Raw genomic sequence first — 19394 nt, forward strand, 5'->3', positions numbered from 1 at the left:
CCTTACCGCTGCACCAGGTGCACGCGGATCTGACCTGTCATCAGAACGAGAACAAACATGTTTAAACCGGAACTCCTTTCCCCGGCGGGAACGCTGCAAAATATGCGTTACGCTTTCGCCTATGGCGCCGACGCCGTGTATGCGGGCCAGCCGCGCTACTCGTTGCGCGTGCGTAACAACGAATTCAACCACGAGAACCTGCAGCTCGGCATCAACGAGGCGCACGCTCTGGGTAAAAAATTCTACGTGGTGGTCAACATCGCGCCGCACAACGCCAAGCTGAAAACGTTCATCCGTGACCTGAAGCCGGTGGTGGATATGGGGCCGGACGCGCTGATCATGTCGGACCCGGGTTTAATCATGCTGGTTCGGGAGAACTTCCCGGAGATGGATATTCACCTCTCCGTACAGGCTAACGCCGTCAACTGGGCGACGGTGAAATTCTGGAAGCAGATGGGGCTGACCCGCGTCATCCTGTCCCGCGAGCTTTCGCTGGAAGAGATCGAAGAGATCCGCACCCAGGTGCCGGATATGGAAATCGAAATCTTCGTTCACGGCGCGCTGTGCATGGCCTACTCCGGCCGCTGCCTGCTCTCAGGCTATATCAACAAGCGCGACCCGAACCAGGGCACCTGCACCAACGCCTGCCGCTGGGAATATAACGTCCAGGAAGGCAAAGAGGACGACATCGGCAACATCGTCCACAAGCACGAGCCGATCCCGGTGACTAACGTCGAGCCAACGCTGGGCATCGGCGCGCCAACCGACAGCGTGTTTATGATTGAAGAAGCCAAACGTCCGGGCGAGTACATGACCGCCTTTGAAGACGAGCACGGCACCTACATCATGAACTCGAAAGATCTGCGCGCCATCGCCCACGTCGAGCGCCTGACCCAGATGGGCGTGCACTCCCTGAAGATTGAAGGCCGCACCAAATCCTATTACTACTGCGCGCGTACCGCACAGGTGTACCGTAAAGCCATCGACGATGCGGCTGCCGGTAAACCGTTCGATACCAGCCTGCTGGAAACGCTGGAAGGCCTGGCGCACCGCGGCTATACCGAAGGCTTCCTGCGCCGTCATACCCACGACGACTACCAGAACTACGAGCACGGCTACTCCGTTTCCGAGCGCCAGCAGTTTGTCGGTGACTTCACCGGCGAGCGCAAAGGCGCGCTGGCGGCCGTGGCGGTGAAAAACAAGTTTACCAAAGGCGACAGCCTGGAGCTGATGACCCCGCAGGGCAACATGAACTTCACGCTGGAGCATCTGGAAAACGGCAAAGGCGAAGCGATTGAGGTCGCGCCGGGCGACGGGCACACCGTCTGGCTGCCGGTTCCGGAAGAGGTGGAGCTGAAGTTCGCGCTGCTGATGCGTAACTTCAACGGTGAAAGCACCCGAAACCCACACGGCAAATAGTCAATCAGGGAAATTTTTTCGCGCTGGGATAATTCTTAGAATCGGATCACATACCGCTTCGTTCAATACGGGTATTATCCCCCCGCTGAAAAACATAACCCATAAATGCTAGCTGTACCAGGAACCACCTCCTTAGCCTGCGTAATCTCCCTTACGCGGGCTTATTTTTTGCCTTCTCTCTCCTCAACCCAGGCAATGAGTTCGTCGATTTGCTTCTCTGAGAACACGGCGATCCCATGCTCTGCGAGCAACGATGCCGCAACCCCCCTCCCCGCTTTCTGTATACCGCGAAACGATCCGTCATAAATAAACTCACTGCCGCACGTTGGGCTGCCATCGGTTAACAATGCAGCGCTACACCCCGACGCCTGAGCAGCGCGTAGCGCGAGCCAGGCTGCAAGCTGATAATGTGCGGTCACGTCCTGCCCGGTATTTTCCATAATTCTGGCTTGCCCGAGCATCACGTTTTTCCCATCAGCAGACATAATCTCTGCCGGTGGACGAGGCACAGGCAACCCGGCTGCAAGCTCTGGGCAGTGGATAACCAGACGTTGTTCCTGTTGCCAGCGAGCGAGTTGCTCGTTCATTCGCGCTTTTTCACTTCCGTTATAACGGACCCTGAAGCCCATCAGGCACGCGCTTACCAAAATTTTATTCATCATCACTTTCCTGTGATTACATTAATCTCATCGCTGAAGTGTAACGCGCTTTTGTGCCTGTTTTGTTCCTTTCATCCTGTTCTTACCCGCTTTTTCCCTCTCTGCTATACACTCTTACTAACGCTAAAAAAGGGAGCAGCGCGGATGGCAACCTATCCAGACAGTTTATTGATTCTCAACGGCAAAAGTGCAGGCAACGATCTGCTGCGTCAGGCCATTCAGGGTTTGCGTGACGACGGCGCGCGCATCCACGTAAGAGTAACATGGGAAAAAGGCGACGCGGCACGCTATATCAATGAAGCCCTCGGGCTTGGCGTTGAGACCATCATTTCCGGCGGCGGCGATGGCACCATCAATGAGATCGCGTCAGCGCTGATCGACCTGCCCCCGGCAGACCGCCCGGTGATGGGCATTTTACCGCTCGGCACCGCCAATGATTTTGCCACCAGCGCCGGGATCCCCGAGGCGTTAGAGAAAGCGCTTCAGCTGGCGATCCTCGGTAAAGCGACCGCGGTAGATATTGCGCAGGTGAATGACAAAACCTGCTTTATTAATATGGCCACCGGCGGGTTCGGCACGCGCATCACCAGCGAAACGCCGGAAAAACTCAAGGCTGCGCTGGGCGGCGTGTCGTATCTGATCCACGGTCTGATGCGCATGGATACCCTCAAGCCTGACCGCTGCGAAATTCGCGGCGAAGATTTCCAGTGGCAGGGCGACGCGCTGGTGATTGGCATCGGTAATGGTCGTCAGGCCGGCGGCGGGCAGCAGCTGTGCCCGGAGGCGCTGATCAATGACGGTCAGCTACAGCTGCGGATTTTCACGGGTGACGGCCTGCTGCCCGCGCTGTTTACCACGCTGACGCAGCCGGAAGAGAGTCCGAATATCATTGACGGGAAATCGGCGTGGTTTGAGGTAAATGCCCCTCATGGGATGACCTTTAACCTCGACGGGGAACCGCTCAGCGGGACGCAGTTCCGCATTGAGGTGTTGCCCGGCGCGCTGCAGTGTCGGTTGCCGCCAGACTGTGTGCTTTTGCGCTGATGGTATTGCCGGGTGGCGGCTACGCCTTACCCGGCCTACGCTTCGCCCTCAGGTCAGGCAATCGTGACTTTGCTGTCCAGATAAACGTCCTGTACTGCATTGATCAGCTTCACGCCGTCAGCCATCGATTTCTTAAACGCCTTACGGCCAAGGATCAGCCCCATGCCGCCCGCGCGTTTGTTGATAACCGCAGTACGCACCGCGTCTGACAGGTCAGTATCGCCGCCCGCCGCGCCGCCGGAGTTAATCAGCCCTGCGCGGCCCATGTAGCAGTTCGCCAGCTGGTAGCGCACCAGGTCGATCGGGTTATCGCTGGTCAGCTTGCTGTAAACGCGGTCATCGGTGTAACCAAAGTTCACTGCTTTATATCCGCCATTATTCTCGGCCATTTTCTGCTTCACGATATCCGCGCCGATGGTCGCCGCCAGATGGTTCGCCTGCCCGGTCAGGTCGGCCGACACGTGGTAATCTACGCCGTCTTTTTTGAACGCCGAGTTACGCAGATACGCCCACAGCACGGTCACCATACCCAGCTCGTGCGCGCGCTCAAACGCCGCAGAGATCTCTTCAATCTGACGACGAGACTGTTCTGAGCCGAAATAGATGGTCGCCCCAACGGCAACCGCCCCCATATTGAACGCCTGCTCGACGCTGGCATAGAGCGTCTGGTCATATTCGGTGGGGTAGCTCAGGGTTTCATTGTGGTTCAGCTTCACGAGGAACGGAATGCGGTGGGCATAGCGACGCGAGACGGAGGCCAGCACGCCGTAGGTGGACGCCACGCAGTTACAGCCCGCTTCAATCGCCAGCTCAACAATGTTCTTGGGATCGAAATAGAGCGGATTCGCCGCGAAGGAGGCGCCCGCCGAGTGCTCAACGCCCTGGTCTACCGGCAGAATAGAGAGATATCCGGTGCCGCCGAGCCGACCGGTGTTATAGAGCGTCTGCATATTTCTTAGCACGGCAGGCGGACGGTTGTTATCGACCATCACGCGGTCAACGTAGTCATGACCAGGCAGATACAGCTGGTCGGCTGGAATGGTCATACAACGATGCTGTAAAAGGCTGTCGGCGTCTTTGCCAAGCAACTGCGCAATATCAGTCATGTGATACTCCCGTAAGTTCGACGTCATGTCGGTGTGCGTTTATCCAGTCCCATCTTTTATGGGCAGACTAAGCCTGGTACCGACTTAACAGATTTTCCACCCTTTGCAATTTTTTTCAGCACAATCTGCTGGCTCGATTCGTGTACAACAAAACTGTTACATTGATCAAACAATCGCCACAAAGGTATTTAAAAGGTATTATTGAATGGTATGTTAAAGGCGTACCCTCTCTGACATGCAGGATTAAAAAATGAAAACGAAAGTCCAACTGTCATTCATGATGTTTGTTGAATGGTTTATCTGGGGCGCGTGGTTTGTGCCGCTGTGGCTGTGGCTGAGCAAAAGCGGTTTTACCGCCGGGGAAATCGGCTGGTCTTATGCCTGTACCGCCATTGCCGCTATCCTCTCCCCAATTCTGGTCGGATCGCTGACGGACCGCTTCTTCGCCGCACAGAAAGTACTGGCGGTGCTGATGTTTGCCGGCGCGATTCTGATGTACTTCGCGGCACAGCAAACCCAGTTCAGCACCTTCTTCCCGCTGCTGCTGGTTTACTCCCTGACCTACATGCCCACCATCGCGCTGACCAACAGCATTGCCTTCGCGAACGTGGACGACGTCGAGGCCGACTTCCCGCGTATCCGCGTGATGGGCACCCTCGGCTGGATAGCCTCCGGTCTGGCGTGCGGCTTCCTGCCGCAGATGCTGGGCTATAGCGATATTTCCGATACCAATATTCCCCTGCTCATGACCGCCGCCAGCTCCGCCCTGCTCGGCGTGTTTGCCCTCTTCCTGCCGAACACACCGCCAAAAAGTACCGGCAAGCTGGACTTTAAAGTGATGCTGGGGCTGGACGCGCTGATCCTGCTGCGCGACAGAAACTTCCTCGTGTTCTTCTTCTGCTCGTTCCTGTTCGCCATGCCGCTGGCCTTCTACTACATTTTCGCCAACGGCTATCTCACTGAAGTGGGGATGAAAAACGCCACCGGCTGGATGACGCTCGGCCAGTTCTCTGAAATCTTCTTTATGCTGGCGCTGCCGTTCTTTACCAAACGCTTTGGTATTAAGAAGGTCTTGCTGCTGGGTCTGATTACCGCCGCCATCCGCTACGGGTTCTTCGTTTACGGCGGTGCGGAACAATACTTCACCTACGCCCTGCTGTTCCTCGGCATTCTGCTGCACGGCGTGAGCTACGACTTCTACTACGTCACCGCATATATCTACGTGGATAAAAAAGCGCCGGTGCATATGCGCACCGCCGCGCAGGGCCTGATTACGCTCTGCTGTCAGGGCTTTGGTAGCCTGCTGGGTTACCGCCTGGGCGGCGTGATGATGGAAAAAATGTTCGCCTACAAAGAGCCGGTGAATGGGCTGACCTTCAACTGGGCCGGAATGTGGACATTTGGCGCGATCATGATTGCCGTGATTGCCGTGCTGTTTATGCTGTTTTTCCGCGAATCGGACAAAGAGATCGCTGCAATTGCGGTGGTTGATGGCGATGCCGCGCTGACACAAGGGGAAGTTAAATGAAACAAGAACGTATTCTCGGTGCCCTTTACGGGCAGGCATTAGGGGATGCGATGGGCATGCCGTCGGAACTGTGGCCGAGAAAGCGCGTCAAGGCGCACTTCGGCTGGATCGACCGCTTTTTACCCGGCCCGGCAGAAAATAACGCGGCCTGCTATTTCAGGCAGGCAGAGTTTACAGACGATACCTCAATGGCGCTGTGCCTGGCCGATGCGATCATCGAGTGCGACGGGGAGATTAACGCAGACGTTATCGGCAAGCATATCCTGAACTGGGCGCTCGATTTCGACGCGTTCAACAAGAACGTGCTTGGCCCCACTTCCAAAATCGCGCTGAATGCGATTCGTGACGGGAAGCCGGTCAGCGCGCTGGAAAACAACGGCGTGACCAACGGGGCGGCGATGCGCGCCTCCCCGCTGGGCTGTCTCCTTCCGGCGACGCGGCTGGAACACTTTGTTGAACAGGTGGCGCAGGCCTCCAGCCCGACCCATAAATCGGACCTCGCGATTGCCGGCGCGGTGGTGATGGCCTGGGCGGTTTCCCGCGCCATCGACGGCGAAAGCTGGCAGAACATCGTTGATGCCCTGCCGGGGATCGCCCGCTATGCGCAGGAGATGAAAACCACCACCTTCAGCGCGTCGCTGGCGGCACGTATTGAGCTGGCGCTTAAGACCGTACGGGAAGCCAACGGTATTGAGTCCGCCAGCGAGCAGGTTTATCAGCTGATTGGCGCGGGAACCAGCACCATTGAGTCCGTTCCGGCGGCCATTGCGATGGTGGAACTGGCAGGAACCGACCCGAACCGCTGCGCCATCTTATGCGCCAATCTGGGCGGTGATACGGACACTATTGGCGCCATGGCGACGGCCATCTGCGGCGCGCTCCACGGCGTGCAGGCGATTGATCCGGCGCTCAAAGCCGAACTCGACGCCGTCAACCAGCTCAACTTCGGCCATTATTGCGAGAAACTGCTGCGCTTCAGGGAGCAAAGGGAGGGCGTATGAAGGCATTTGCTCAACGTCTCGAAAATCTGCACGCCACGCGCCCGGTGACGGTGCTGGGCGCCGCGGTGATTGACGTCATCGCCGACGCCTACGCCCTGCCCTGGCGCGGGTGCGATATCGAACTTAAGCAGCAGGGCGTTAATATTGGCGGCTGCGCGCTGAACATTGCCATCGCCCTGAAACGCCTCGGGATCGCCGCGCAAAATGCCCTTCCCGTCGGCCATGGCGTGTGGGCGGATATTATCCGCAACGCCATGGCGAAGCAGGATCTGCACAGCGCCGTAGAGGCTGAAACCGGCGACAACGGCTGGTGTCTGGCGCTGGTAGAGCCTGACGGCGAGCGCACCTTTATGTCCTTTAGCGGCGTGGAAAACCAGTGGCAGCAGCGCTGGCTGGATGCGCTTCACGTTCCGCAAAACAGCCTGGTTTATCTCTCCGGCTACCAGCTGGCCTCGCCGTGCGGCGAGCTGCTGACAGGCTGGCTGGAGGGATTACAGGACGTGACGGCCTTTATCGATTTCGGCCCACGCATCGCGGATGTTCCTGATGCGCTGATGGAGAGAATCATGGCCTGCAGGCCAATCGTGTCGCTCAATCGTCAGGAAGCGGGGCTCGCGGCTGAAAGACTGGGTGTGGAGGCTGAAAACCTGGGTGAAGTGTGGCAGCAGCGCTTTGGCGCCGCGCTGATCGTGCGCCATGATAAAGACGGTGCTACGTGGTATGACGGTGACGCCTCGGGCGTTGTTCCGGCGTTTCCGGCGACGGTTGTGGATACCATTGGTGCAGGCGACAGCCACGCGGGCGGCACGCTGGCCGGGCTGGCTGCGGGATGGTCACTGGCAGATGCCGTTCTGCTGGGGAATGCCGTGGCGTCATGGGTGGTCAGCCACCGCGGCGGCGATTGCGCCCCGACGCGCGAGGCACTACTCCTCGCACACAAAGACGTATAGATCGCTGCGACAGTAGCTGATGCTGTACTCAATCGGCCGGTGCTGCTGGTCAAGCGCGACCTGCTTGATCACCAGCACCGGTATTTTTTCATCCATCTTAATGTGCGTCTGAAACTCGCTGTCGGGCATGCGGGCGCTCACCCTTGAGCGGGTGCGCTGCGGGTAGATATTCTGACTGCGGAAGTAGTCATAGAGCGAAATGCCAATCGCATCCGGGTCGGGAATTAACCCGACGGGGACCCAGGACTCTTCAATCGACACCGCATCGTCATCGACATAGCGAATGCGCTTGAGCAAAAAGACCTCGCTGTCCGGGGAGATCGACAGGTGGTTGGCCACCTCTTCCGGACACTTCACCACCCGCTTGTTGACCCAGAGCGTATTCGGCTTCTTGCCGCGCAGCACCACCTGCTGGGAAAAACCGCGCGCCTCTTTCAGCGAATATTCGAAGATATTGTTGATTTGCGTGCCATAGCCACGGGCGCGCGTCACCACGCCCTCTTCTTCCAGCGCCTGCATCGCTTTACGCACGGTAATGCGCGACACCCCGGTCAACTGGCTCAGATCGCGCTCGCCGGGCAAAATATTCCCGTGCTCCAGCACCCCGCTGCGCACCGCGTTTTTTACCGTTTCGGCAAACTTCAGGTACAGCGGCGTGTTATCGGGCGCGGCGATCCGTTCATTCAGTTGAGCGATTAACCGGGTATGCGCTTGTTCCATCTCTGTTTTCTCAGGCGTGATGTATTCTGCCAGTATACTGGCTTACCACCATGCATGAAAATGGTGTACCGGCCCAATACCGTGACCGACTTCCAGAGTATCGGCTTTTGCCAGCGCCGCCGAGAGCCAGGCTTTTGCTTCGCTAACCGTATCGGCCCAGCTTTCATAACGTGGGCGCAGCGCCGCCAGCGCGGCCGAGAGCGTACAGCCCGTGCCGTGGGTATTTTTGGTCTGCACGCGCGGCGCGGTAAAGCGTACTTCGCCGTCGCGGGTAAAGAGCCAGTCCGGACTTTCCGGATCATCAAGATGCCCGCCCTTCATCAGCACCGCCCCGCAGCCCATCGCCAGCAGCGCATTGCCCTGCTCTTTCATTTCCCGTTCAGTTTGCGCGTGCGGCGCGCCCAGCAGCGCGGCGGCTTCCGGCAGATTGGGCGTGATGAGCGCCACCTGCGGCAGCAGCTTATTGCGCAGCGTCTCGACGGCGGAGGCGGAGAGCAGCGGATCGCCGCTTTTTGCCAGCATGACGGTATCCAGCACCACGTTTTGCACCTGATAGCGCTTAAGCCGTTCGGCCACCGCTTCCACAATGTCCGTTTCGGCCAGCATGCCGATCTTGGTGGTATCAATACGCACGTCGCTGAACACCGAATCCAGCTGCGCGGCAACAAAATCTGGCTCGATGCGGTAGACCGACTGCACGCCGCACGTGTTTTGCGCCACCAGCGCGGTAATCACCGAGCAGCCGTACGCGCCCAGCGCCGAGAAGGTTTTCAGGTCTGCCTGGATACCCGCGCCGCCGCTGGGATCGGTGCCGGCAATGGTCAGGGCGTTAATCCGCTTCATGCCTGCTCCTCCAGCGTGTAGAGCGCGTCGAGGAACGCGCTGGCAAAACTGCCCGGGCCGCGCGAGTGCGCAACGGCCACCGTTCCGGCCCGCTTCATCCATCCGCAGGCGGCGGCGATGTTATCCAGCCGATCACCCGGCAGCGAGCAGCTCGCCGCCACAACGGCAGAGAGCGCGCACCCGGTGCCCACCACGCGCGTCATCAGCGGGTCACCGCCGGTAACCGTTCGGGTGCGTTGCCCGTCCGTGATGTAGTCCACCTCGCCGGTGACCACCACAATCGTATTGATCTGCCGGGCCAGCGCCTGGGCAGCAGGCACCGCGCTGGCGGCGGTATCGGTCGTATCGACGCCGCGCCCGCCCGCGCTCATCCCGGCGAGGGCAAGGATTTCGGAAGCATTGCCGCGAATGGCGGCCGGTTTCAGGGCAAGGATTTGATGGCAAAACCGGGTGCGGAACGCCAGGGCGCCCACGGCAACCGGGTCCAGCGTCCAGGGTTTGCCTGCCGCTACCGCACTTTCAATAGCACGACGCATCGACTGGGCGCGCAGCGCGGTCAGCGTGCCAACGTTAACCAGCAGCGCATCGGCTATCGCGGCAAACTGCTCGGCCTCTTCGGCCTCGATCACCATCGCCGGAGATGCGCCAAGCGCCAGCAAAACGTTGGCCGTAAAGGTTTGTACGACGTCATTGGTCATACAATGGGTCAGCGGAGAACGGGTTCGGAAGTGGTGTAAAACGTGTAAATCGAGCAGGTCAGGCTGCATGGGTTCGCTCCTGCCTTGCGTGAAGAAGCGATGACCGGGAAGGCATCTGACTTCCCTACGCTGGCATTATCCAGATCAGGTAATACGGGTATTTCTCAGCCTTCAATGAAGAAGGGCACCCCGAGTCAAATAAACAAAATCAAAAGCTTGCGATTAACGTCCCGTTAATCGCTGTTCTGGATCATGCCAGCGGGAAGCCAAAGACTCAACCCTAAAAAATGCTCTGTGTGCCAGCTTATGTCCCAGGTTGTGGCTCACAGTACCAAACACCGAACACAAAAAAGGCCGGGTTTCTCCAGCCTCAACAGCACAATTGAAGATGCCTTCACAAACCTATTTACCTAGATATGCTTTTACCTTAGCGGTGCCATTACCAACAGCTCTAACAGCAGCCCTAAGCTGAGATTCAGTAACATCCAACGCTTGGGTCCAATATGCCACTTCCCAAGATTCACTCAAGCTGATGAAACGTTTATCTTCTGGCTGCCGACGCTGTAAGTTATCTGCCATTTGGTTTGTCCTGAGTATTACAAGCTTATGCCTGCACACTACCTATATGACTTCTCTACCACTTCGTAAACGGTCAGTTATCAAACAATTGACACTGGTCATAAAACCAGTAAAAACTTTTTTTTCCGAGCTTGCTAAGCTTGCCGCTTCGCTTCTATCATAACTACTACATATTGTGTTTATTGATATAAAAAATACAATATATCCAAAAATCCATCCCGTGAATAGGTGTTGAAATGGCGAACAATGATAAGCAATCCTCGAAAGATGTAGCTCATCTGGCAGCAGAGACTCTAAACAACCCAAACGCCTCTGCAATTCAGAAAAGTTTAGCGGGTTCGGTGCTATCACAAGCAGGAACAAAAAATCAGACTGGCGCGAACATGGAAGCCAAAGCATCAGCAGCTTTGAAAAACCCACGTTCAAGCGAGGTTATTAAAACCTTAGCTGGTTCGGTTGTTTCTCAATCGAATAAAAAGCGCTAAAAAAGCCGGGATTAACCCGGTTCTCATGTTTTCAGTTTCCGTTGTCGCTGTTCGCTCAAGTAGTACCTAATAGTGCTGTCGAATCCATGCGTATGGATGTGGTCAAGCAGGTTGGAACGACTACACCCCAGCCGACGCGCCAGCGCTGACATGTTGATAATCGCATCATCGCCCTTGCCATCTAGGATCCACTGCATCAGCGGCATGTTGCGAGTAACCATCTATCACTTTGTTACAACTGCTCATTTACTCGCCAGCCCCAAAAACCTACACTTTCATTAAGGATTTCAAAGCAACACAAGGATAAAAATAAATGGCTATTGGTCACTACTTATTCAGGGGCGATAAGACTGTTTGCGGTGGTCGGATTATTGAAGGATGTACCGATCATCAGTTTTTCGATAAAGACATGGCCTGTGAAGGGCATAAAGTGACGTGTGGTAAACATGCGGGTAGATTCCGCATAGTGGGAGGGCTTGAAAACCAAGACATACACGGTAAAAGAGTAGCCGGAACACTGCATAGCCGTAGCTCTTGCCCCTGCAAATCACGTTTTATTCCGTCCATCTTCGACACTTACGAATTTTCTAAAGAACCAGCAAAAGCCGAAACCACCCAATCTCACATCGTTGAATTTCCCGTTCTCCCTGGCCCGATTGCCGCTCCTAAAACTGATAGCTTCGCTGACACCTGTAAACCAACAGATAACCGGCTATTGAAAGGCGTTTACATCTGGACTGAAACAACAAGTGCAGGTCATGCTTTCGTTTCGGTGCATGAGAATAACTCGATCTACCTTTACACCTATGGACGCTATGGACGCACAGACAGAAGCACGCTAACCGGAGATGGGATTTTAGACATCTTCCAAGATGAAGATGCACGGAAGTATTACCGTTACGAACTTTATGAAATGAGTGCTCGTGCATTTCGGATTGATGATGCTGATCCTGAATTAATCCGTAAGTTCTTCGAAAAATTATGGAATAACGGTGTATCACCGATTCAAACACCAAAGATGCAGGACGGCACAATACGTAGAGGCCGCACGATTGATAAGTATGACGTAACTGGGAATAACTGTACTACTCACTCAGTCGAGGGGATCAAGTTTGCTGGTTCAAAGGTATTCGAACACGGTTACACCACCAGGACTACACAGCTACCAATTGAGATAGAAGAAGATTTCACTATCCCGGTATCACTGCAAAGTTACCTTGAAAAAAAGAGTGCAGATTACTCCTCAATGCTCGTCGTCGAGATGACAAGTACGTTCAAGCAGCAGTATCCAAACATTGAGAACAAAAGCCCTCAACCAATTGGGGGAAGTGCAAAAATCCAACAAGTATCGGCTGATTCTGCTGCTGTTGCTGGCTCAATTTCTCCATACTCAGGCGGCACAGTAGGCGGATCGTTGGGAAGTACATACGATGATGAATAAAAAGTTCTGGATCAGGTGGGTTAGCATTGCGCTGATCTGCATAGCGTATTATGTAATCGTGCTGTATTTCGATCTGGTCTTCGCACTTAACTTTTCAGAGACAATGAGCCAAGGCGGGGAGTTTACGCCTTCTCAATTCACGTGGTTTATTAAGGAACTATCGCAAAATCACTCTGATTCAGCGTTGGCCTCCATTGTTGGTTTCGCTGTTTGCGTACCTCTGATTCTGCTCATCTTCAAGAAGGTGAGATGACCGCCAAAGGCTGGAGGTCTCCAGCCTTTTCCCCTTACCCTTTCCCCACTTTTAGATAATAGAAGCATAAAGCCCGTTGGTGGTAAGACAACGCGCGGAGCCGTTAAGATTCCCAACACAAGCCGTCAATCACATAAGAAACTGAGGACAAGGGGAACGTATGCAGGTAGCGCCTAGTGATTTCTGAGGCGCTTTTCTCATGTCCTACCACTTGTTGCAAGTGCGCCAGGTTACCAAACCAACCAGCGAAAAAGGTTTAAATCATGGTATGCCGGAAACTATGCACTAATCGCCGCTGCCCATAATCATCAAGGTACGGAATACCAAGCTGATCTCTAATATCTCCTAAAACTTTGCCGATCTTCGGCATGTTCTTACCCGACACAGGAGAGAAGAATATCTTTTTCTATTGGCGGTTCACAAAATCGAGGAACCCCCACTCGATCAGTTTGGGATGTATCGCCACCTGCCTTGTAGCGTTCTCAGTTTTACCCTGTCCTCCTTGAGCGATCAGGAGATAGTGCCGCTGGCTATCTTCATCAAGTTTGATCTGTGATTTCTCCAGCTTGGCGGTCTCCCCTCTTCTGGCTCCCGTGTACGCCAACAGCAAGGTGATCCACTTCTGCCAGCCATCAGGCTGTTTTCGTGCCCATCCCACAAACTTTCTCATTTCTGCTGCACTGCAAGTTCCAAACCTCGCTTTCGACGGTGCGGCGACTACTCCATCAGTCGGAGATTTAACCAGAATATCTTTATTGTCAGTCAGGAAGGTTTTAAACAGCGATTTGTAAATTTTCAAATGCTTGTGGATAACTCAGCGCCAACCAAATCTTCTGACGGAACATCATCACACCCGATGAGTTGATGAACCGTCATCGGCCGATAAGGCTGCACAACACGCCTAGGCAGGTTTTCTACAACTTCCATCACCTGCTTAATGTCCTGCTTTGTAATCGTGGTTACATCAGTTGATGAACCCAAGACAATCAACAGGATCTCCATAAAGCGCTCATTGGCCTGCGAGATTGCCTTCGTCCAGTTCAGGGCCTTCTCTTTTTTGTACATATTCCAAGCGCCAGCCAGTGTTCATTCTGTTGCTTTAAGCGGTTGCAGAAGTCAGAAAGACGTTGACCAAACTGAGCCGGGTGAATGGTTCCACGTTTGACTAATGGAATGGATGGAAATGCAAATGACATCAAGAGTTGCGCGTGGCTGTGGCTATCTGTCTCTAACGACCGACAGAAATATTTATGACCCGGCAGGCGAAAGCTGACGTAGTAGATCCCGTTACGGATAATGGTGTGATTGATCGGGGTGTGTCATTTTGTTTGTCTCTGAGAGTGACAACATAAAAAATGAAGAGAAAAAACCATGCAAATCTTTGATTCATATCTTAGATGATCGCCGGGACTACGCTGACATTATCCAGATCAGGTAATACGGGTATTTCTCAGCCTTCACGTGGAAGGGCACCCCGAGTCAAAATGCTTTTAAAACAATGATTTATTAAAATCATTGTTCTCAATCAGTGTAACCGTGGCCACAGGGCAGGCGCAAGGAGTTTTGATTTATCACGGCAGCGTTCGCGTTATGAATCTTCCTAAACACTTTTTCGCTAGCATCTTCAACATAAATATTTTTTCCTGGTATATCCCGGAACAAAAATGAGCTGAGTTCATTTTCATTCGAAGCTGACGAAAGGTTCGATAATAAATAATCGGCAAAAACCCATAAATTTACATAAACTGTTATGTGTATTATTAACCCATTTTAATCAAAACACTTAAATACAATTAATGTATTGGTGTTTTATATCTAATTTCACTCTCATCCATTATGAAAGGCTATCTTATTGTATTATAAGATTATTACGCCAGGTCTTTCTGGATCGACTCGTTTAGCTATTCCTGCTATTTATGATTTAGATCAATAATCAAAATTACACATTCATAGATAGTTACTGCACGTTACGAAATAAGTTATCAAACCAAAATTTCCACCGTTAATCGTGAATTAACTCAGATATAACAAGACGTTGTATCTTCCCGCCAGGATAGCGCCCTTACTTTATTTTTTCTTGTAGTGATGATGAGAGCTTTAAAATGAACTATTTAAATACAACAGCTATCGCTGTTTTTGGTTTTGTGTTCGCTGGTTCAATGAATACTGCAAATGCTGCGGAAGTAAACGTAAACCTTGACGATAACGTCAATAATCCAGGTGCTCACATTCAAATTCAGGGTACCGATAAAACCGCCTACAACCTTGATAACATCGAGGGGAGTAACATTAAGCAAGACGGGCAAATCTATAACCTTCAGGGCGATATTGACAGAGCAAATACAGCTATTAATAAAGCACAAGATACAGCTAACACCGCTCAAGATGGCGTAAACGCTAACACTCAAGCTAACGCTATCCTTAATCAGAAAGTCGACGATAACAAAGCAGATCAGACAATCACTGATAACAAACAGAATATATTGATTGATAACACTAATAATAAAGCAGATGCGGCTTTACAAGGCGTTATTACTAACGGTCAAGCAATCATTGATACAAACACAAGAGTAGATAAAGCTGAACTCACCGCTACCAATGCGAACAACAAAGCAGATGCTAACACTCAAGCGCTGGCAGGTAAGGTAGATAAAAGCATTTTCGACGCCGATCAGGATAGACAAGATCACGCCCTTCAGGATGCCTCTGACAAAGCGACTCAGGCATTTAATACGGGCGCTTATGCGCAATTTTTAGCGGTTGATGCACAAACGGTAGCCGCTGCTAACAAAGCTGCTGTTGCTAACGTTCAGTCACGCCAGCAAACGCAGGAAACGACGATTCAGAATCACAGCGCACAATTAGCGAATCATGAATCACGTATTACTGCGTTAGAGAGTCAAAATAACGCTAAGTTCTCTTCTCTGGAGAATCAGCAGAATGAGGATCGCAAGGAATATCGTGCTGGTATCGCTGGCGCTGCTTCTCTTGCTGGTTTGCATTACGTTGATACCGATAACGCGGTTGCCGTCGGTGCTGCCAACTTCAAAGATGCACAAGGTTACGCAGTCGGTTACCGTCATAAGTTCGCTGAGAATATAGCCGCTACCCTCTCTACATCAGGTACATCCAACGGTGATGAAATTGTTGCGGCGTCCGCATCTTACGGATGGTGATTTAACAATATTAAATTAAAATGCCAGCAAACCGCCAATCAGCCAAAAAACTCACCATTGAGTTTAATTAGCTGACTATAACTCAATACATTGCTGCTAGCACAAAAATGACAAAGTACATTTTTATTTCCGCTGTTTTGTATCTCACTTTTATTTTATTAGGGATATGGATCGGCTTGATGTTAGGCACCTATATTTATAATTGTAATTACTGAGGCAATAATGAAAAAGTTAATGATGGTAGCGGCTATATTATCTCTTGCTGCGTGTTCCTCACCAGCTCAACGGATGGCTGATTGTCAAAGCAAAGGAGTGAGTAAAGATGCTTGTTATATTGCAGAGCAAAACCGCACCACAGCCATTAACGCTGCGGCTGAAAAACAGGCTTTAGAGAATGCTGCTCAACTTGCACAGTCAGCGCACAGGCGCCTTCCTGAAGGCTGCACTCAGGTTATGGATGCTGCCGGTCGTTGTGATAGCAAGCCAGCCAAAGTAAGCGGTGATTTAAAAAAGTTATCAGGTGATGCGGATCACGTTATGAATAAGCCTGTCTCTGATGCTGCTGAATATCTGCTTTCGAAAGGCTGGAAGCCAAATAAAGGTTCATGGCACAAGGGTAGCTATATTATGCAGCTGGTTGTCGAAAAAGAGAGAGTTGTAAACGCACAATTATCAAAAATGTGATCTTTGCAGGATGCTACCACCTGATAAGATTTACGTAGCCCCATGTTTATGGGGCTTTGTTTTAGCTCGTTAATAGATTTACTCCAGCTGCCACGCCCCGCCATGAATAAGCGATGCTCCTCCCGTCCAGGCAAATAACGCCAGCTCGCGGCAGTCGGCATCAGGATATATACGGCTGCTGAGGCACGCCTCACCCTCGTTAACAAACACTTCCACGGAAGAGCTATCAAAGAACAAACGAAGATTAAGCGCGTTGCTCAGGTTAAGCGCGACGCTTCGGGTACCGCACAGGCCATACTGCGGATAGTCTCGCTCCAGCACCAGGCGCTGCATCTGCGCATCAACATAAAGGCGTAACCCGTCGCCAAGACGAATGCCGTACTGCTCCGCGCTGCTGTTGGCGCAATCCCACTGCAGAATGACCTCCATCGCATCGCAGTGTTCCACCAGCGTCATCTGCTGGTTATTAAGCGTACTTATCGGGCAGGGGAACCACGCCCCGCGCAGGCTTTCCACTTCTCTGGCTGGCCGCATCTGCAGGCGGTTATCCGCGCTTAGCGTCAGTTCGCGCGGTAAAGAGAGCATGCCAGCCCACCCGTCCTCCTGTTCCGGAAGGGGAGATTCCCACATGTCCAGCCAGCCGATGACGATGCGTCGGCCATCCGGCGTCAGGAAACTTTGCGGCGCATAGAAATCATGCCCGTAGTCCATCTCCACAAATTCACCTTCACGCACAAAAGGCTGACCAGGCTGCCATTCGCCTACCAGATAGCCGCTCTGGAAGAGATTGCGATGTTTAAATCCGTCTGCCGCCAGTCCCTGAGGCGAAAACATCAGCACGCGTTTACCATTGAGAGTGAAAAAGTCCGGGCATTCCCACATATAACCCAGCTCCTTTTCAGCCACCGCGAGCACGCCCCTGTCCTGCCACTCGCGCAGATCGGCAGACCGGTACACACGCACCTGGCCCGTATCCCCCTCTCGCGCGCCAACGACCATGTACCACCACGCCCCTTCACGCCATACCTTCGGATCGCGGAAGTGATGCAGCCCGGGCGGTGTATCAATGACTGTCCCGTGCCGCACAAAATGGATGCCGTCACGGCTGGTTGCCAGGCACTGAACCTGGTAGAGATTAGCCTCATCGCCGGGATCGCCGTGGAATTTGTGGCCGGTGTAGATCAGCGCCAGCGTGTCGCCATCCACCACCGCTGAGCCGGAAAAACAGCCGTTCTTATCGTCTGGCCCTTCCGGGGCCAGCGCGACCGGGAGGTGCTCCCAGCGAACTAAATCTTTGCTGCGCGCATGGCCCCAGTGCATCGGCCCCCACTGGGTCGAATAAGGATGGTGTTGATAAAAGGCGTGATACCAGCCGTCAAACCAGACCAGGCCATTCGGGTCGTTCATCCAGCCAGCGCGCGCAGCGAGGTGGTAACGGGGATACCAGCGCAGGTTAAGCCCTTCGCGCCTGGACTGCAGTTCCTGTTCTGCTTTCGTAATGGAATAGGTCATTTCTCTACTCTTTCGATCAGATGGTGGAAGGTTGCGGCATGAGCGGGTCAGATGAGGACTTGCCCGAGCGCAACAGGAAGATGGATATAAACGTGGTGCTGAAGACCAGTAGCCCCATAATGAAATAGGACTGGGCAAAGCCGTATTTCTCATAGCTGTAGCCTGCGAGCGGTGACAGCACCGAGGCAATCACCGAGCTTGTACAGGCAAAGCCCACAAGATAGAGGGTGGAAGAGAGCCGCTTATCAAAGTGCAGGCTGTTGTATTTAAAGATGGAGACCAGCAGTACGGGCAGCTCCACCGCGTGCAATAGCTTGGTAATGGAGATCAATACCGGCCCCTCAACCAGACCCGATGCCACCATACGCATCGCCATCACCATTCCGGCGAAAATCAGGCCGTTTTTCGCACCGAGTCGATTCACCAGCCACGGGGCGCAGAACATGCCCGCCGCTTCCAGGAAAACCTGGAAGGAGTTGAGATAGCCGTACATGGCGTTTCCTTCCTGCAGCGTCGGGAACTGTGAGGAGAAATAGACCGGGAACTGCTGGTCGTAAACGCCGTAAATACAGGTGCCAATAACGAAAAACACCAGCGCCCAGAAGCGCGGCAGCGTCAACAGGCGTAAGGCATCCTCCAGCGTGACCTTACCGCCGGATACCACCTCCTGCATGGCGTGCGGCGCGGAAGAGACTCTTAGGCGCGCCAGCAACACAAAAAACACCAGCCCGGCGCAGCTCGCCACCGCGAAGTTCAGCTTCGGATTGATGTTGAACAGCAGACCGGCAAAAAAGGTTGCCACCGCCCAGCCAAGGGATCCCCACATCCTCGCCTTGCCAAACTCAAACTGACTCTGGCGGGCCACGCGCTCGGTATAGGATTCCAGTACACCAATCCCGCCGTTAAACGTCAGCCCGATATAAATCCCGCCGAAAATACTGCCGAGCAACACGTTAATCTGCAGCAGATAACCAAACAGCAGGAAGGCCGGACCGGAAAGAATGAGCAGGCTGGTCAGAAACCAGAGCAGGTTTTTTCGCAGGCCGAGTTTGTCCTGAATGAAGCCGTAGCAGATTTGCGCGCACAGCGCGGAGACAGACAGCACGGCATAGATGACCCCCGTATCCCCTGCCTTTAACCCCACCTCCTGGTGAAGCCAGATAGAGAGCAACGAGCCGGAAGATGACCACGTGACAAAAAAGAAAAACAGTAATGCGCTTAATAAAGGGTAGCTGTGAGAGTGATGCGTTTTCATCATGACATTCTCATGTTGGAGTAATGACGCAATGGTAACGT

General features: G+C 53.3%; 18 protein-coding genes, 1 pseudogene and 1 riboswitch. Of the genes and pseudogenes, 10 read left to right on the forward strand and 9 right to left on the reverse strand.

The annotated features are described in order from the left end of the window. The first annotated feature begins 57 nt into the window (after nt 1-57). Nucleotides 58-1419, forward strand: coding sequence for a prephenate-dependent tRNA uridine(34) hydroxylase TrhP (trhP, locus tag C6A40_RS07035; protein ID WP_008500866.1), 1362 nt, complete (start codon nt 58-60; stop codon nt 1417-1419). Nucleotides 1420-1580: 161 nt separating this feature from the next. Here the strand turns inward: trhP and C6A40_RS07040 are convergent, their stop codons facing one another. Then, the gene (locus C6A40_RS07040) at nt 1581-2081 is read right to left on the reverse strand and encodes a DUF523 domain-containing protein (protein ID WP_045337231.1); all 501 of its coding nucleotides are present in this window, start codon (nt 2079-2081) and stop codon (nt 1581-1583) included. A 141-nt stretch (nt 2082-2222) separates the two neighbouring features. Here C6A40_RS07040 and yegS point away from each other — a divergent pair, with 141 nt between their 5' ends. Beyond that, nucleotides 2223-3122, forward strand: a complete 900-nt coding sequence (gene yegS, locus C6A40_RS07045; RefSeq protein ID WP_021241471.1) for a lipid kinase YegS — start codon at nt 2223-2225, stop codon at nt 3120-3122. A 53-nt stretch (nt 3123-3175) separates the two neighbouring features. Here the strand turns inward: yegS and fbaB are convergent, their stop codons facing one another. After that, entirely contained in the window at nt 3176-4228 is a 1053-nt protein-coding gene (gene fbaB / locus C6A40_RS07050) for a class I fructose-bisphosphate aldolase (protein WP_008500869.1), read from the reverse strand. A gap of 250 nt (nt 4229-4478) precedes the next feature. Here fbaB and C6A40_RS07055 point away from each other — a divergent pair, with 250 nt between their 5' ends. Genes C6A40_RS07055 through C6A40_RS07065 form a run of 3 tightly spaced genes read left to right on the forward strand, consistent with a single transcriptional unit; the run spans nt 4479 to nt 7707 of the window. Next, the gene (locus tag C6A40_RS07055; RefSeq protein WP_044597925.1) at nt 4479-5756 is read left to right on the forward strand and encodes a nucleoside permease; all 1278 of its coding nucleotides are present in this window, start codon (nt 4479-4481) and stop codon (nt 5754-5756) included. Then, nucleotides 5753-6757 (forward strand): ADP-ribosylglycohydrolase family protein, encoded by a 1005-nt coding sequence (locus C6A40_RS07060; protein WP_045337230.1) that lies wholly within the window; start codon nt 5753-5755, stop codon nt 6755-6757. Before C6A40_RS07055 ends, C6A40_RS07060 begins: the two co-directional genes overlap by 4 nt. After that, a complete protein-coding gene (locus C6A40_RS07065) occupies nt 6754-7707 on the forward strand; it encodes a PfkB family carbohydrate kinase (RefSeq protein ID WP_032675184.1) in 954 nt (317 codons plus the stop codon). The genes C6A40_RS07060 and C6A40_RS07065 overlap by 4 nt, the downstream gene beginning before the upstream one ends. Here the strand turns inward: C6A40_RS07065 and C6A40_RS07070 are convergent. The 4 genes from C6A40_RS07070 to C6A40_RS07085 form a co-directional block, all read right to left on the reverse strand. Beyond that, nucleotides 7681-8427 carry a GntR family transcriptional regulator gene (locus tag C6A40_RS07070; RefSeq protein WP_023325645.1) on the reverse strand — a complete coding sequence of 249 codons (747 nt, stop codon included), beginning with the start codon at nt 8425-8427 and terminating at the stop codon, nt 7681-7683. The genes C6A40_RS07065 and C6A40_RS07070 overlap by 27 nt on opposite strands. 42 nt (nt 8428-8469) lie before the next feature. Then, nucleotides 8470-9270, reverse strand: a complete 801-nt coding sequence (gene thiD, locus C6A40_RS07075; protein WP_045337228.1) for a bifunctional hydroxymethylpyrimidine kinase/phosphomethylpyrimidine kinase — start codon at nt 9268-9270, stop codon at nt 8470-8472. Next, nucleotides 9267-10037: a hydroxyethylthiazole kinase gene (thiM, locus tag C6A40_RS07080; protein WP_021241475.1), complete on the reverse strand. Its 771-nt coding sequence runs from the start codon at nt 10035-10037 to the stop codon at nt 9267-9269. The genes thiD and thiM overlap by 4 nt, the downstream gene beginning before the upstream one ends. Before the next feature lie 35 nt (nt 10038-10072). Beyond that, nucleotides 10073-10170: riboswitch (TPP riboswitch) on the reverse strand. A gap of 200 nt (nt 10171-10370) precedes the next feature. Continuing rightward, nucleotides 10371-10547, reverse strand: a complete 177-nt coding sequence (locus C6A40_RS07085; protein WP_072050952.1) for a DUF3606 domain-containing protein — start codon at nt 10545-10547, stop codon at nt 10371-10373. 236 nt (nt 10548-10783) lie between these two features. Here C6A40_RS07085 and C6A40_RS07090 point away from each other — a divergent pair, with 236 nt between their 5' ends. The 3 genes from C6A40_RS07090 to C6A40_RS25535 all read left to right on the forward strand — a co-directional run bounded on the left by C6A40_RS07090 (nt 10784) and on the right by C6A40_RS25535 (nt 12726). Continuing rightward, nucleotides 10784-11032 carry a hypothetical protein gene (locus C6A40_RS07090; RefSeq protein WP_072050951.1) on the forward strand — a complete coding sequence of 83 codons (249 nt, stop codon included), beginning with the start codon at nt 10784-10786 and terminating at the stop codon, nt 11030-11032. A gap of 313 nt (nt 11033-11345) precedes the next feature. Next, entirely contained in the window at nt 11346-12473 is a 1128-nt protein-coding gene (locus tag C6A40_RS07100; RefSeq protein WP_045337224.1) for a PAAR domain-containing protein, read from the forward strand. Continuing rightward, the gene (locus C6A40_RS25535; RefSeq protein ID WP_047074910.1) at nt 12463-12726 is read left to right on the forward strand and encodes a hypothetical protein; all 264 of its coding nucleotides are present in this window, start codon (nt 12463-12465) and stop codon (nt 12724-12726) included. Before C6A40_RS07100 ends, C6A40_RS25535 begins: the two co-directional genes overlap by 11 nt. 103 nt (nt 12727-12829) lie before the next feature. On the opposite strand, the pseudogene C6A40_RS25540 reads toward C6A40_RS25535, so the two are convergent. Beyond that, a pseudogene (locus C6A40_RS25540) lies at nt 12830-14036 on the reverse strand (integrase). Nucleotides 14037-14828: 792 nt separating this feature from the next. Between C6A40_RS25540 and C6A40_RS07115 the strand changes: the two are divergent. Then, the gene (locus tag C6A40_RS07115) at nt 14829-15902 is read left to right on the forward strand and encodes a YadA C-terminal domain-containing protein (RefSeq protein ID WP_045334410.1); all 1074 of its coding nucleotides are present in this window, start codon (nt 14829-14831) and stop codon (nt 15900-15902) included. Nucleotides 15903-16124: 222 nt separating this feature from the next. Beyond that, nucleotides 16125-16586 (forward strand): hypothetical protein, encoded by a 462-nt coding sequence (locus C6A40_RS25085; protein ID WP_063448250.1) that lies wholly within the window; start codon nt 16125-16127, stop codon nt 16584-16586. A gap of 78 nt (nt 16587-16664) precedes the next feature. Here the strand turns inward: C6A40_RS25085 and C6A40_RS07125 are convergent, their stop codons facing one another. Beyond that, entirely contained in the window at nt 16665-18098 is a 1434-nt protein-coding gene (locus C6A40_RS07125; protein WP_045334407.1) for a glycoside hydrolase family 32 protein, read from the reverse strand. A 16-nt stretch (nt 18099-18114) separates the two neighbouring features. After that, complete coding sequence (locus C6A40_RS07130) at nt 18115-19356, reverse strand: MFS transporter (RefSeq protein ID WP_045334405.1); 1242 nt, start codon at nt 19354-19356, stop codon at nt 18115-18117. Between the last annotated feature and the right edge of the window lie 38 nt (nt 19357-19394).

The sequence above is a fragment of the Enterobacter sp. GER_MD16_1505_Eko_090 genome (assembly GCF_003331015.1).
Lineage (GTDB): Bacteria > Pseudomonadota > Gammaproteobacteria > Enterobacterales > Enterobacteriaceae > Enterobacter > Enterobacter roggenkampii.